The organism is Clostridium sp. E02, assembly GCF_003833015.1.
Classification (GTDB): Bacteria; Bacillota; Clostridia; order Lachnospirales; family Lachnospiraceae; genus Lacrimispora.
This window is the reverse complement of sequence record NZ_RJLQ01000023.1, coordinates 16,517-31,136: the sequence shown is the minus strand read 5'-3', so window position 1 is coordinate 31,136 and position 14,620 is coordinate 16,517. Positions and strand designations below refer to the sequence as shown.

At 40.9% G+C, this 14,620-nt stretch carries 11 protein-coding genes and 1 other annotated feature (1 of these 12 only partly in view); of the genes, 6 read left to right on the top strand and 5 right to left on the bottom strand.

The window, feature by feature from the left end; genetic code table 11:
- Positions 1-194 (top strand) — a binding site (T-box leader); it begins 49 nt to the left of the window's first position.
- Positions 195-285: 91 nt separating this feature from the next.
- Entirely contained in the window at positions 286-2,697 is a 2,412-nt protein-coding gene (leuS, locus tag EFT72_RS16045) for a leucine--tRNA ligase (RefSeq protein WP_124067933.1), read from the top strand.
- A gap of 46 nt (positions 2,698-2,743) precedes the next feature.
- Here leuS and EFT72_RS16040 read toward each other — a convergent pair whose 3' ends face one another.
- The 3 genes from EFT72_RS16040 to EFT72_RS16030 form a co-directional block, all read right to left on the bottom strand.
- Positions 2,744-3,031, bottom strand: coding sequence for a hypothetical protein (locus tag EFT72_RS16040; protein ID WP_124067932.1), 288 nt, complete (start codon positions 3,029-3,031; stop codon positions 2,744-2,746).
- A 34-nt stretch (positions 3,032-3,065) separates the two neighbouring features.
- Positions 3,066-3,599, bottom strand: a complete 534-nt coding sequence (locus EFT72_RS16035) for a hypothetical protein (RefSeq protein WP_124067931.1) — start codon at positions 3,597-3,599, stop codon at positions 3,066-3,068.
- Positions 3,600-3,880: 281 nt separating this feature from the next.
- Positions 3,881-4,144 carry a hypothetical protein gene (locus EFT72_RS16030; RefSeq protein ID WP_124067930.1) on the bottom strand — a complete coding sequence of 88 codons (264 nt, stop codon included), beginning with the start codon at positions 4,142-4,144 and terminating at the stop codon, positions 3,881-3,883.
- Between the two features lie 150 nt (positions 4,145-4,294).
- Here EFT72_RS16030 and EFT72_RS16025 point away from each other — a divergent pair, with 150 nt between their 5' ends.
- Both EFT72_RS16025 and EFT72_RS16020 read left to right on the top strand, forming a co-directional pair.
- Positions 4,295-5,449, top strand: a complete 1,155-nt coding sequence (locus EFT72_RS16025; RefSeq protein WP_124067929.1) for an alanyl-tRNA editing protein — start codon at positions 4,295-4,297, stop codon at positions 5,447-5,449.
- A gap of 12 nt (positions 5,450-5,461) precedes the next feature.
- The gene (locus EFT72_RS16020; protein ID WP_124067928.1) at positions 5,462-6,595 is read left to right on the top strand and encodes an AI-2E family transporter; all 1,134 of its coding nucleotides are present in this window, start codon (positions 5,462-5,464) and stop codon (positions 6,593-6,595) included.
- A 29-nt stretch (positions 6,596-6,624) separates the two neighbouring features.
- Here the strand turns inward: EFT72_RS16020 and EFT72_RS16015 are convergent, their stop codons facing one another.
- Complete coding sequence (locus tag EFT72_RS16015) at positions 6,625-6,879, bottom strand: hypothetical protein (RefSeq protein ID WP_124067927.1); 255 nt, start codon at positions 6,877-6,879, stop codon at positions 6,625-6,627.
- Between the two features lie 129 nt (positions 6,880-7,008).
- On the opposite strand from EFT72_RS16015, the gene hemB reads away from it, so the two are divergent.
- On the top strand, positions 7,009-7,992 hold the full coding sequence (hemB, locus tag EFT72_RS16010) for a porphobilinogen synthase (protein WP_124067926.1): 984 nt from the start codon (positions 7,009-7,011) through the stop codon (positions 7,990-7,992).
- A gap of 18 nt (positions 7,993-8,010) precedes the next feature.
- On the opposite strand, the gene EFT72_RS16005 is transcribed toward hemB, so the two are convergent.
- Positions 8,011-8,865 carry a PHP domain-containing protein gene (locus EFT72_RS16005; protein ID WP_124067925.1) on the bottom strand — a complete coding sequence of 285 codons (855 nt, stop codon included), beginning with the start codon at positions 8,863-8,865 and terminating at the stop codon, positions 8,011-8,013.
- A gap of 181 nt (positions 8,866-9,046) precedes the next feature.
- Between EFT72_RS16005 and EFT72_RS16000 the strand changes: the two genes are divergently transcribed.
- Both EFT72_RS16000 and nifJ read left to right on the top strand, forming a co-directional pair.
- On the top strand, positions 9,047-10,786 hold the full coding sequence (locus tag EFT72_RS16000; RefSeq protein ID WP_124067924.1) for a VanW family protein: 1,740 nt from the start codon (positions 9,047-9,049) through the stop codon (positions 10,784-10,786).
- A gap of 190 nt (positions 10,787-10,976) precedes the next feature.
- Entirely contained in the window at positions 10,977-14,516 is a 3,540-nt protein-coding gene (nifJ, locus tag EFT72_RS15995; RefSeq protein WP_124067923.1) for a pyruvate:ferredoxin (flavodoxin) oxidoreductase, read from the top strand.
- The last annotated feature ends 104 nt before the right edge of the window (positions 14,517-14,620 follow it).

Genomic DNA, 14,620 nt, shown 5'->3' with positions numbered 1-14,620 from the left:
CAGCGGTTGGTGGAAGCTGGTTGGGATGGACAGCTGAACTGGCCTTTGAGTAGCATACTGAAGAAAGTTCGCTTTTGCGTAAGTGTTGCCGGTTTCCTCACCGTTATCGTAGGTGGATAGATAGAATATCCAGTGAGAGCATACTTTTTGTATGAAATAGAGTGGTACCACGTGGTGTAATCTGCGTCTCTATCATCGTCTAAGGACGGATGGGGACGCTTTTTTGTATTGTCTGGAGGTTCTTTGAACATCCCAAAACTTTAAAATTAAGGAGGAATTGTTATCATGGCATCATACAATCATAGCGCCATTGAGAAAAAATGGCGGGAAAATTGGAAAGAAAGTCCCATTAATGTGAATGATGGAAAAAAACCGAAGTATTACTGTCTGGATATGTTCCCATATCCATCAGGAAGTGGACTTCACGTAGGACACTGGAGAGGGTATGTAATCTCTGATGTATGGAGCCGGTATCAGATTTTAAAAGGGCATTATGTGATCCATCCCATGGGCTGGGATGCCTTTGGACTTCCTGCAGAGAATTATGCCATTAAAATGGGAGTTCATCCATCTAAATCAACAGCAGAAAATGTGAATAACATTAAGCGTCAGATGGGTGAAATTTCTGCTGTCTACGATTGGGATATGGAGGTTAATACCACAGATCCGGAATTTTATAAATGGACGCAATGGATTTTCGTTCAGATGTTTAAAAAAGGTCTTGCTTATGAAAAGGAATTTCCGATTAACTGGTGTCCATCTTGTAAGACGGGATTGGCCAATGAAGAAGTAGTAAATGGCTGCTGTGAACGATGTGCAACCCCAGTTACTAAGAAAAATCTAAGACAGTGGATGTTAAAGATCACAGAATATGCAGACAGACTATTAAATGATCTTGATCAGCTTGACTGGCCGGAAAAGGTTAAAAAAATGCAGGCAGACTGGATCGGTAAATCCTATGGTGCAGAAGTTGATTTTAAAGTTGAAGACAGAGACGATACAATTACGGTCTATACAACAAGACCAGACACCTTATACGGAGCTACTTTTATGGTATTGGCACCAGAACATGCACTTGCGGCACAACTATCAACGCCTGAGAATAAAAAAGCGGTTGATCAGTATATCTATGATGCTTCCATGAAATCCAATGTGGATCGTCTGCAGGATAAAGAAAAAACTGGAGTTTTTACCGGAAGTTATGCTCTAAATCCATTAAGTGGAGCAAAAGTTCCCATCTGGCTTTCTGATTATGTATTAGCAGATTACGGGACGGGTGCTATTATGTGTGTGCCGGCTCACGATGAGAGAGACTTTGAGTTCGCTACTAAGTTTGAGATTCCAATTATTCAGGTAATTGCTAAGGCTGGAGAAGAAATAAAACCATTAACCGAACCTTACACAGAAGCCAATGGAATTATGATCAATTCTTCAGAATGGGATGGTCTAGAGTCTGCAGTACTGAAAAAAGAGGCTCCTGCAATGATCGAAAAACGGGGACTTGGCAGGAAGACAGAAAACTTCAAACTTCGTGATTGGGTATTCTCCAGACAACGTTATTGGGGAGAGCCAATTCCGATTATTCATTGTCCGCATTGTGGCAATGTTCCAGTTCCAGAGGATCAGCTTCCCCTTACCCTTCCGAAAGTAGAAACCTATCAGCCCACTGGGACAGGGGAATCCCCACTGGCAGATATTGACGAGTGGGTGAATACGACCTGTCCAGAATGCGGTGCACCGGCGAAGAGAGAAACCAATACCATGCCACAGTGGGCAGGATCTTCCTGGTATTTCCTTCGTTATGTAGACAGTCACAATAACAAAGAATTGGTTTCAAAAGAAAAGGCACAACAGTATCTTCCGGTGGACATGTACATTGGAGGAGTGGAACATGCAGTACTTCACCTTCTTTATTCCCGCTTTTACACCAAATTCTTAAATGATATCGGTGTGGTTGATTTTAACGAACCATTTGTTAAGCTGTTTAATCAGGGTATGATAACCGGGAAAAATGGCATTAAGATGAGCAAGTCGAAAGGAAATGTGGTTTCACCAGATGAACTGGTTCGAGACTATGGCTGCGATGCCCTTCGTATGTATGAGCTTTTTGTTGGACCACCGGAACTTGATGCGGAATGGGATGACAGAGGAATTGAAGGAGTCAGCCGTTTCTTAAATCGTTTCTGGAATCTGGTAACGGAAAACGCAGGCAAACAGGTGGAACCAACCAAAGAGATGATCCGTCTTCGTCACAAGATGGTATTTGACATAGAACAGCGGTTTAATCAGTTTAATTTAAATACAGTTATCTCCGGCTTCATGGAGTATAACAATAAATTCATTGACTTGGCGAAAAAAACGGGTGGGATCGATAAAGAAACATTGGAGACGTTTGTAATCTTACTCGCTCCATTTGCACCTCACATCACAGAAGAACTGTGGCGTCAGCTTGGTGGTACAGATACTGTATTCCATGGGACATGGCCTAAGTGGGATGAAGAAGCGATGAAGGAAGACGAGATTGAGATTGCGGTTCAGGTGAATGGGAAAACCAGAGCTGTGGTGACGTTACCTGTAGATGTCTCGAAAGAAGCTGCCATAGAAGCTGGTAAAGCATTAATTCCAGATAAAATCACAGGAACGATCATCAAAGAAATTTACGTTCCCCGAAAGATAATTAATATCGTGTGTAAATAAAAAAAGGACATTATGGCCATTAGAAAAAACCATAATGTCCTTTCCTTTACTTTTTATTGCGTTTCATTAGATTCTGAGATAAAAGCCTAAGCGTATTAATACGTTGCTTTTCGTTAGGACTCATACCATCACTCATTATGGAGATCAGCAGATCAGTTTCCTCGTCATTAAACTCGACCCCTTTTTGGCTGGCTTGTGCATTTAAACTTATGAGAGTGGTAAAAAGTTGGTCCTTTGGAGTTGATTCTACCTGTTTTGCGAATTCAGTAAGCATAGAAAGTTTCTGAGGATTCATTTTTTTGAGTCTTGGGTCCTGTTTCCAATTGGAATTCATACGTTTTCACATTTCCTTTCTTTGACTGGTGGTATTAGTTCATCTGCTGCATGGCAGACATCATAAGCTGCATAGTATCTAGACGGGATTGCTGTTCCGGTGGAAGGAAATTTTTGATTTGATCAATTGGTAAATTACCAAACGGATTGTTTGAACGGTTTGTATTTTGATTTCTGTTATTTGTTTCCGACTGTGCCTGTAATGGAATGGTGGAACTTGGGACCTGATTGGAATAGGCTCCAGCCATCTTAAATCCCTGGAAAAAATTCATGAATAAATCAATTAAATCCTGTTCAGCAGGATTGGCATATGGCTTGATGATATTTAGCATATCCATGGGAGAATCTGGGGTTGATCGTTCTCCTGCAGAACAGATTCCCATAGTTGCCACCTCTTCATCATCAAATAAATGAACGGTACGGCGTAATTCACTTATTTTTATAAAATAAGAAATAAACCGTTGATTGGGAACATTCATATAAGGCAATGCTGCTTTCATCATTTGTATATGGTTGTCACCAATGCGTGAGTCTAGATCGTTTGCTTGTATATTTTCTTCATTGTTCATGGCATAAGATCCTTACTTTTCTTGTTGACAATATATGCAGCTGCATATATTAGTATTACAGGAGAGTGATATAGATATGAGAAGCCGATTAATTATAGATGGGAATGCAGTTTACGAAATCGACGAAGAATGTATGAAACAAAAACAAAATAGGAACACGTTAAAGGGCAGTAGTAACCCAAACACTTTTAAAAGGCCCGGACAGGATAAACCGCAAAATCGCTAAGAACGAAAACAGGACCCGAACAAAGAAAAGTTCGGGTCCTGTTTTATGTTTTTGTTTAGCAGAAGCCTCCGCCAAAACCGCTACCGCCGCCGCAGCAGCAAAGGAGAAGTATAATCCAAATAAAACTACCTCCATCACCGCAACCGCCGCCGCAACCGCCGCCGCAACCGCCGCCACAACTTCCACCGCCGCCGAAGCCGTTACCGCCACAGCAGCACAAGATAAGGATAAGCCAGATAATATTACCACATCCGCCACCACTACCACCACATCCTGTGTCGCATCCACATCCACAATTCGTTGCTGCCAGATCACTCATATTGGTTCCTCCAATTAATTTCTTTACACTGTAAGTGTATGAGTATCTGCTTGCCACTGTTTCCATTTTTTCTCAAAAATTTTTATTTATATGTTTGAACTTACCAGTTTGTTGTGTATAATTAGTAACAACAGAGGAAGAAGGGCAAGCATGGAAAAATTATTTTATGAAAAAACATATATAAAAACGTTTGAAGCGAATGTGACGGAATGCAGACTAGGCGAGAATGGAACGTTTGAGATCTTTTTGAATCGGACAGCCTTTTATCCAGAAGGTGGGGGACAGCCGTCTGACATAGGAACATTGGGAGAGGCAGTTGTCCTTTCCGTGAAAGAAACAGAGGAAGGAATCATCCATCAGACGGATAGACCACTTGTAAAAGGGAATGCAGTAGAGGGAGTGCTGGACTGGAAGAGGAGATTTTCTCACATGCAGAATCATTCAGGAGAACATTTACTTTCTGGTGTAGTACATAAGAAGTTTGGATACGATAATGTTGGCTTTCACATGGGGAAGAATGAAGTGACGGTAGATTTTAATGGAATTTTGACCATGGAGCAGATGATAATGGTGGAAGAGGAAGTCAATGAGTTAATCTGGTTAAATTTACCTGTATTGGAGACTTATCCCTCAAAAGAAGAACTAGAGGCAATGGATTATCGAAGTAAAAAAGAGTTGAGTGGGCAGGTACGAATTATAGAAATTCCCGGCGGAGACCGTTGTGCCTGCTGCGGAACCCACGTAAATCAAAGTGGTGAGATTGGGATCATGAAAGTGACAGGAATGGTACGCTACAAAGGTGGAGTAAGGATATCCTTACATTGCGGTCAGGATGCACTTTTCGATTATCGAAGAAAGCAAGAGTGTGTATCAGAACTTTCTACCTTGTTGTCGAAGAAATCAGATGGTATCGTGCAGGCTGTGGAAAAACTAAAAGAAGAAGGAGTAGAGAAGAACGTAAGAATTGACCAATTGACCAAGGATATACTTGAGAGAAAAGCGGCGGAATTTTCGTTCTCGGATTCTCCTTTGTTATTATTTGAAGAAAATATGTCTCCTTTGCACATGAGACAATACAGTACGTTATTGTTTGAGAAAAACAAAGGGGAAGTTGTTCTGATCTGTTCTGGATCAAATGGAGTCTATCAGTATGCCTTGGGAAGTGGGAAAAAGGATATGCGAGACCTAAGCAAGCGTATGAACAAAAGACTAGAGGGTCGCGGTGGTGGAAGTACACAGATGGTTCAGGGAACACTAAAAGCCACTGAAGAAGATATTAAAAAGATCTTTAAGGAAGAAACCTAGAAGGAGACAACTATGGAATTAAATGATCGCACGATTAAAAAAATCTACGGACTGATTGCATTTGCTGTTTTGGCAGCCGTTATCGGTTTTAACTACCGAATCTTGCTTGTGTTGATTCTTAGATTAATTGGATATACGACACCCTTTCTTTTGGGAGCAGTCATAGCATTTGTACTAAATGTACCGATGCGAAGAATCGAAAAGTTACTCCCAGTGAAAGAAAAGAATCGGTTTCGGAGGCCGCTAAGTCTTTTTTTAACTTTTTTATTCGTTATAGGTATCCTGCTTGTGGTAATCTTTGTTGTATTGCCGGAATTGTTTGCTACCATTTTAAGCCTGCAGAACAGTTTTCCAGTTTTCTTCACCCAGATGAAAGATGGAGCAGAAAATCTTTTCTACCGTTATCCTGAAATCGCAAACCAGATTGGACAGATACAGATCGACTGGAAGTCAGTTATGGAGCATATCCTGGAGTTTTTATCCAACGGCGCAGGAAATGTGATCTCTTCTACGGTTTCCGCGGCCTTATCCATGATAAGCGGAGTGATGACGTTTGGAATAGCCGTTGTGTTTGCCATTTATATTCTGCTTCAAAAAGAAATACTATCCCGCCAATGCAATAAGCTGATGAGAGCATTCCTACCAGATAAAGTGAATGCAAGAACGCTGGAGATTTTACAGTTAACTTCACATACTTTTTCCAGCTTTTTAGCGGGACAATGTATGGAGGCAGTCATATTGGGGAGTATGTTTTTTGTTACTCTTTGGATCTTTCGTCTTCCCTATGCTTTACTAATTGGGGTGTTGATCGCTTTTACGGCTTTGATTCCCCTATTTGGTGCATTTATTGGCTGCGCCATCGGCGCATTCTTAATGCTTATGGTGACGCCCTTTGACGCGCTTCTGTTTCTGATTCTCTTTTTTGTGTTACAGCAGTTAGAGGGGAATTTTATTTATCCCCATGTGGTTGGTAATTCAGTGGGACTTCCTTCTATCTGGGTTTTAGTTGCTGTTACACTTGGAGGCAGTGCCATGGGGATTGTTGGGATGCTCATATTTATTCCTCTCAGCTCTGTTTTTTATTCCTTATTAAGACAGACAGTCAATCGAAGATTACTGCAGAAGAAAAACCGAAACCATTCGTAGGAATCGGTTTTTCTTCGATTATGACTGTCTCAATCAAAATCCGCATGATATTTTGTTCCGTTGGAATGAATATCAATAGAACTTAAATTAAACTGATCTTCGAATATCTGTATATTATATTCGAAAAAAGTGTCTCCTGTTATTTTTGACATGAAAATATAGGCACCTGGCTCTTTCTCATCCATTTGATCACAGATCTCTTGATAGATCTCTTCTCCGCTTACTGGTTCTTGATATCCAGAGGCGCGGATTCCCGCCTCAATTGCCTGATAAAATTCTTCCATAGAACAGTCCTCATTTCTAGTTTGTAATATACAATTCTATTATAAGCAATCTTTTTCAATGCCGCAAGAATTACTTGAAACTTCTTTCTTCTAGTGTATAATAAGACGAGTACAAAGGAGGAATCAATTATGGATTTAGTATACAGGCCGAGAAGACTCCGGACAACGGAATCATTAAGAAAACTAGTACGGGAAACAAGAGTTTCAAAAGAATCTCTTATATATCCCATTTTTACAATGGATGGAGAAGGAATGATAGAGGAAATTCCTTCCATGGAAGGACAGTATCGGTACACAGTCGACCAGCTTCCTGTAATCATGGATAAACTTATACATTCAGGTGTGGAAAAGGTGCTTTTGTTTGGAATTCCCGCAGAAAAAGATAGCATGGGAACGCAGGCATACGACGACAATGGAATTGTACAGCGCGCCATTCGTTTCATTCGGAAAAATTATCCTGCTTTTTATATCGTTACAGATGTCTGTATGTGCGAGTATACCTCTCATGGACATTGTGGTATCTTAGATGGAACCTATGTTGACAATGATAAGACGCTTAATTATCTAGACCAGATCGCAGTATCTCATGTCCGTGCAGGTGCCCATATGGTTGCTCCTTCTGATATGATGGATGGCAGAGTTGCTTCTATAAGATCAGCGCTTACAGAAGCGGGTTTTAAAAACACCCCTATTATGGCTTACTCTGCAAAATACGCATCGGCTTTTTACGGACCATTCCGAGATGCGGCAGGCTCCGCCCCTTCTTTTGGTGACAGAAAAAGTTATCAGATGGATTTTCATAACAGAAAAGAGGCATTAAAAGAAGTGAAACTGGATGTGTTTGAAGGGGCTGATATTGTAATGGTCAAACCAGCACTTTCTTATCTTGACATTATAAGGGAAGTTTCAGACCAGTATGACCTTCCCGTGGCAGCCTACAGTGTAAGTGGGGAATATGCCATGATAAAGACGGCAGCAAAAGCAGGGTATATTGATGAGAAGAGAATGATAGGGGAATCAGCGATCAGTATATTCCGGGCTGGAGCCAATATTCTAATTACCTATTTTGCAATGGAACTTGCTGAAATGATGGATAGAGGTATCATTGGCTGACAACCAGCAGGAAAAGGATTAAAGTCCCTTTTCCTGCCTGATTTTCTTTATATCATCTAAAAGAAGGGAGGATACCCGTAATCCCCCTCTGCCGGAACCTAACTGGATATCTGGCTTATTGCTTCCATGAAAATCAGAACCTCCAGTAGGAAACAGGTCGTATTTGACAGATAGCTTTTTTAATTTGCCACTTTCGAACTGATTGTTCGAAGAATGATACACTTCTAGCCCATGCAGACCCAGACCTTTTAAATAGGCGACAAGTTCTTCTGTTTTTTTATCTCCTAATTTATATAGATATGGATGAGCGAGAACGGGTGAGGCATTGCAGTCTTTTAGGAGATTCATGGCATGCTCGGGTGTGATTTCTTCTTTTCTAGGGCAGTAGGGACCTGTGTAGCTGAGATATTTTTTGAATGCTTGGTCTGTGTTTTTTACGTAGCCTTTTTCAAATAGGACTCTGGCAAAATGAGCACGGGTAATAACCGTATCTGGATTTCCACCTTTTACCTCATCCAAAGTGATCAAAATCCCGGCTGCCTGGAAGCGCTTGATGATTTCCAGGTTTCTTTTTTCCCGATTGGCTTTTAGGGAATCGGTTTCTTTTCGGAATGTTTCGACTGTGGGGTCCACATAAAGTCCTAGAATGTGTATTTCTTCTCCCTGATAAACGCAGGACAGCTCAATTCCCGGTATGATCTCAATTGGCTGTGTTTTTGCTGCCTGTTGAGCTTCGAAAATTCCTTCTATCGTATCATGATCGGTAAGTGCAATGGCAGAAAGTCCTTTTTCCAATGCGGCTGCAACAACTTCAGAAGGGGTTAAGGTTCCGTCTGAAGCGTTTGAATGTACGTGTAAATCGACAAAATTCATAGAAACCTCCAAAATGAAATAGTTTAGTAACACTATATTAACATGTTTTTTATGTTCTGTAAAATGTTGAAATAACTCGAATAATAATTATCAAAATTCATAAAATCGTAATAGCATTTACAAAAAAGTATGGTATACTACAGGTTGTAATGCTACATAATCATGGTAAAAGGTGAATAGAATGAGTCAAAATAGTAACAGAGAAAATCGGGGAGGAAGAGTGCAATCTTCTCAAAACGGAAATAAAAAGAATACGTCAAGCACAAGACGTAGGACAAGCCAGTCTTATAGAACCAATGGTTCCTATCAGCATAGACGAGGGAAGAAGAGAAGGGGACCTCAGTACGGGGTTACTAAAATTCTTCTTGCGGTTTTGATGGCAGCTGCGGCAGTGATTTGTGTAGTGGCAGCAGTCAAATTGATTGGCAACAAGTCGAAAGAGACAGAAGTGAATACCACTACGGTTTCGGAGACAGATCTGCAAAAAGAAGTTAAGTTGGAAGGGATCTCTATTACTGGAATGTCAAGAGGGGAAGCCAGAGAAGCCATTGATCAAAAACTTATGTGGGGAATGAAGGTCACCTATCATGATGAGGAATACAAATTAAAAAACTTCATGGACAGCAAGGTCGATTCGCTGTTGGATGAAATTTATTCCGGGGAACCAAAAGATAATTATACGCTGAATACGGACGGACTGGATGTGGAAGTAAAAGAAGAAGTAAAGTCCATGGCCAAGAAGTGGGATGTTCCAGCTAAGAATGGTGAAATCTCAAAGTTTGATACAAGTACTGGGCAGTTTGTATATACGGATGAAAAGAATGGCTTTACCATTGATCAGGATCAACTGGTTTCAGATATTCTGGCTCAGATGAAAGCAAAGAATTTTAAGGCGGAAATTCTTGCCAAGGGAAGAGAAGTTGCTCCGGATTTTACCAAATCTCAAGCGAAAGAGATGTACCAAATGCTTGGTACCTATACAACAACTACAACGGCAAACAGTGCTAGAAACAAGAATATTGAACTTGCTTCCAAAGCGCTTGATGGTATGATCTTACAGCCAGGGGAAGAGTTTTCATTTAACAAAGCAACAGGGGAACGTTCCCCTGCAAAAGGTTATCGCCCGGCAGGTGCTTATTTAAATGGAGAGCTGATTGAAGAGCCAGGGGGAGGCGTATGCCAAGTTTCCTCCACACTGTATAATGCAGTTGTATTTTCCGGTCTTAACACTACGGAACGACATGCTCATAGTTATGAACCTTCTTACGTAACTCCAGGTGAGGACGCTATGGTTAGTTTTGGCGGGCCTGATATGAAATTTGAAAACAATTCCAAAAACGCCATTGCAATCCGGACCAGTTTTTCTAAGCGCAAGCTTAAGATATCCATTATAGGGATTCCTATATTGGAAAAAGGTGTCACTTTATCTTTGACTTCTAAGAAAACTGCCGAACTTGACGCTCCTGCTCCGGTATATGAAGAAGATCAGACGCTTCAATTGGAGGAAGAAAAGATTGCAAAAGCGGAAAAAAAAGGAAGCCGATGGGTTACCAATCTGGTCACAAAAAAGGATGGGGCGGTAGTCAAGGATGAATTTTTCCATAATAGTACTTATCGTGGAAAACCTGCGACAATAAAAAGAAACACCTCCGGAGTTGTAATTCCTGTTCCGGATCCAGAGGGGACTTCGACGGTGCCAGGTCAGGAAGGCACCACGGATGGATCGAAACCAGATTCATCTCATACAAATTCTTCAACGAATTCAGGTTCTGGTGGACCAGGGGAACAAGAAACACAGGAGTCTCCGAATGCACCGAATCAACCCAATGAACCGAATGGTCAAGAAAGTGCAGGGGCGGGTCCCGGTGTTTCCAGTGGTGGGGACAGCCAAAACATCGTACCTCCAAATCCATTTAGCTAACAAAAACACGACAAAGAGGACTGGATTTTTGATAATCCAGTCCTTTTTTAAAATTGTTTCGAAAAGAATACTTAATTTTCCAGTTTTATTATTTGCTTTTTGTTAAATAATTGTTATAATAACCATAGGTCACTTTCCCTTTCGGGGAACTAAATTATACAATATTCACATTTGCAGGAGGATATCAAGAATGGCAAGAAAAATGAAAACCATGGATGGTAACCATGCAGCAGCACATGCTTCTTATGCATTTACTGACGTAGCGGCTATTTATCCGATTACCCCATCTTCACCTATGGCAGAAGCTACAGATGAGTGGTCAACAGACGGAAGAACCAATATCTTTGGTCAGAAAGTACACATTACAGAATTACAATCTGAGGCTGGTGCAGCAGGTGCAGTACACGGTTCCTTAGCAGCAGGTGCGCTGACCACCACCTATACCGCTTCTCAGGGCCTGTTACTGATGATCCCAAACCTTTATAAAATCGCAGGAGAGCAATTACCAGGTGTTATCAATGTATCTGCACGTGCAATTGCAAGTCATGCGTTATCTATCTTTGGAGACCACTCAGATGTTTACGCATGCCGTCAGACCGGATGTGCTATGATGTGCGAATCCAGTGTACAGGAAGTTATGGACTTAACTCCAGTAGCTCACATGGCTGCTTTGGAAGGTAAAGTACCATTTATTAATTTCTTTGACGGATTCCGTACATCTCATGAGATTCAGAAGGTCGAAACATGGGATTACGAGGATTTAAAAGAGATGGTTAACATGGATTCTGTTGATGAATTCCGTCGCCATGCATTAAATCCAAATCATCCATGTCAGAGAGGTTCTGCTCAGAACCCAGACATCTTCTTCCAGGCAAGAGAAGCCTGCAATCCTTACTACGATGCATTACCTGAAATCGTTCAGAATTATATGGACAAGGTAAATGCTAAGATCGGTACCGATTATAAATTATTCAACTACTATGGCGCTGCTGATGCAGATCATGTCATTGTATCAATGGGTTCTGTTAATGATACAATTGAAGAGACACTGGATTATTTAACTGCTGCAGGTCACAAAGTTGGTGTGATTAAAGTTCGTCTGTTCAGACCATTCAGTGCTCAGGCTCTGGTAAATGCAATTCCAGAAACTGTAAAAACTATTTCTGTTTTAGACAGAACAAAAGAACCAGGCTCATTAGGTGAACCGTTATACTTAGACGTTGTTACCGCATTAAAGGGAACTAAGTATGATCAGGTTAAGGTATTGTCAGGACGTTATGGTTTAGGTTCTAAGGACACAACACCTGCTCAGATCGTATCTGTTTACGATAACAAGACAAAGTCTCCATTTACAGTGGGAATCATTGATGATGTGACTCATCTTTCTCTTGAAACAGGAGCAGCCATTGTTACCACACCAGAAGGAACTTCTAACTGTAAATTCTGGGGTCTTGGAGCAGATGGTACGGTAGGTGCAAATAAGAACTCCATTAAGATCATTGGTGATAACACAGATATGTATGCTCAGGCTTACTTTGATTATGATTCTAAAAAATCAGGTGGCGTGACAATGTCTCATTTACGTTTCGGAAATAAGCCAATCAAATCTACCTATTTGATTCACAAGGCTAATTTTGTGGCATGTCACAATCCTTCCTATATCCGTAAATACAACATGGTTCAGGAGCTGGTAGACGGCGGAGTATTCCTGTTAAACTGTGCTTGGGACAAAGATGGTCTTGAGAAACATTTACCTGGACAGGTAAAAAAATATATTGCTGACCACAACATTAAGTTCTATATCATTGATGGTGTGAAAATCGGTATTGAAACTGGTATGGGTCCAACCCGTATTAATACAATTCTTCAGTCTGCATTCTTTGAACTTACTGGAATTATTCCAGCTGAGAAAGCCAATGAACTGATGAAAGCAGCTGCAAAAGCTACTTACGGACGTAAGGGTGAAGAAATTGTTAAGAAAAACTGGGCAGCAATTGACGCTGGAGCAAAAGGCGTTGTTAAAGTTGAAGTTCCAGAGAGCTGGAAAAACTGCGAAGATGAGGGACTTGATTACAAGAAAATCACCAATGGCAGACAGGATGTTGTTGATTTCGTAAACAATATTCAGACAAAAGTAAGTGCTCAGGAGGGCGATACTTTACCAGTTTCTGCATTTGTTGATTATGCAGATGGGTCTACACCTTCTGGTTCTTCCGCATATGAGAAACGTGGGATTGCAGTTAATATCCCTCAGTGGAATCCAGATAACTGTATTCAGTGTAATTTCTGTGCTTATGTATGTCCTCATGCAGTCATTCGTCCAGTTGCTTTGACTGAAACAGAAGCTGCCAACAAACCAGAAGAGATGAAGTCACTTCCTATGACAGGAATGGCAGGATATCAGTTTGCAATCACTGTTTCTGCATATGACTGTACCGGATGTGGTTCTTGTGCCAATGTATGTCCTGGTAAGAAGGGCGAGAAAGCTCTTACTATGGTTAATATGGAAGCAAACTGCGATGTTACTCAGAAGAGATTTGATTATGGTCAGACTCTACCGATTAAGCAGGAAGTAATTGATAAATTCAAGAGCACAACTGTAAAAGGAAGTCAGTTCAAACAGCCACTTCTTGAGTACTCAGGAGCATGTGCTGGATGTGGTGAAACTCCTTATGCTAAATTAGTAACACAGTTATTTGGTGATAGAATGTACATTGCTAACGCAACAGGATGTTCTTCTATCTGGGGTAACTCTTCTCCATCTACACCTTACACAGTGAATGAAAAGGGACAGGGACCTGCATGGTCTAACTCTTTATTCGAGGATAATGCTGAGTTTGGTTATGGTATGTTATTAGCTCAGACTGCAATTCGTGGTGGTTTAAAGAATAAAGTTGAAGAGATCATGAATTCTGAAAAAACTTCGGAAGAAGTAAAGGCAGTTTGCAAGGAATACTTGGATACCTATGGTGTAGGAGCAACCAATGGTTCTGCATCAGACAAGCTTGTAGCTACTTTAGAAGGAATTGACTGCGATTTAGCGAAATCAGTTGTAAAAGATAAAGATTTCCTTGCTAAAAAATCACAGTGGATCTTTGGTGGTGACGGTTGGGCTTACGATATCGGATTTGGTGGTGTTGATCATGTCCTTGCTAGTGGACAGGATATCAATATCATGGTATTTGATACAGAGATTTACTCCAATACAGGTGGACAGTCTTCTAAGGCAACTAAGACTGGTGCAGTTGCACAGTTTGCAGCTGGTGGTAAAGAGACGAAGAAGAAAGATCTTGCTAGTATTGCAATGAGCTATGGTTATGTATATGTAGCACAGATCGCAATGGGTGCTGATTATGCACAGACAGTGAAAGCGATTGCTGAAGCTGAAGCATATCCAGGACCATCTTTGATAATCGCTTATGCACCATGTATCAGCCACGGTATTAAAAAAGGTATGTCCAAAGCTCAGACAGAAGAAAAATTAGCTGTTCAGTGTGGATACTGGAATAACTTCCGCTTTAACCCTGCAGCTGAGAAGAAATTCTCCTTAGATAGCAAGGCTCCAGCATTGGAAGGTTATCAGGATTTCTTAAAGGGTGAAGTTCGTTATGCATCTCTAGCGATGAAAAATCCTGAAAGAGCAGCTGAATTATTCTCCCAGAATGAGAAAGATGCAAAAGAAAGATATGACTATCTGCAGAAACTGGTTACTTTATACGGTAACGAATAATAAATCGTATTTGCAGTACGCACCCGGGGTTGACTCGGGTGCGTTTCTATTTTTATAAGAAACCTTCCAATAGGAATTTAGTTCCTGATTGGAAGGTTTTTTGT

Excerpts from the sequence above, each read along its gene's own strand:
- EFT72_RS16035 (WP_124067931.1), bottom strand. The coding sequence starts at position 3,599 with ATGAACAATGAAGAAAATATACAAGCAAACGATCTAGACTCACGCATT.
- EFT72_RS16000 (WP_124067924.1), top strand. The coding sequence starts at position 9,047 with ATGAGTCAAAATAGTAACAGAGAAAATCGGGGAGGAAGAGTGCAATCT.
- EFT72_RS16040 (WP_124067932.1), bottom strand. The coding sequence starts at position 3,031 with ATGAATTCCAATTGGAAACAGGACCCAAGACTCAAAAAAATGAATCCT.
- nifJ (WP_124067923.1), top strand. The coding sequence starts at position 10,977 with ATGGCAAGAAAAATGAAAACCATGGATGGTAACCATGCAGCAGCACAT.
- EFT72_RS16020 (WP_124067928.1), top strand. The coding sequence starts at position 5,462 with ATGGAATTAAATGATCGCACGATTAAAAAAATCTACGGACTGATTGCA.
- EFT72_RS16005 (WP_124067925.1), bottom strand. The coding sequence starts at position 8,865 with ATGAATTTTGTCGATTTACACGTACATTCAAACGCTTCAGACGGAACC.
- leuS (WP_124067933.1), top strand. The coding sequence starts at position 286 with ATGGCATCATACAATCATAGCGCCATTGAGAAAAAATGGCGGGAAAAT.
- EFT72_RS16015 (WP_124067927.1), bottom strand. The coding sequence starts at position 6,879 with ATGGAAGAATTTTATCAGGCAATTGAGGCGGGAATCCGCGCCTCTGGA.
- hemB (WP_124067926.1), top strand. The coding sequence starts at position 7,009 with ATGGATTTAGTATACAGGCCGAGAAGACTCCGGACAACGGAATCATTA.
- EFT72_RS16030 (WP_124067930.1), bottom strand. The coding sequence starts at position 4,144 with ATGAGTGATCTGGCAGCAACGAATTGTGGATGTGGATGCGACACAGGA.
- EFT72_RS16025 (WP_124067929.1), top strand. The coding sequence starts at position 4,295 with ATGGAAAAATTATTTTATGAAAAAACATATATAAAAACGTTTGAAGCG.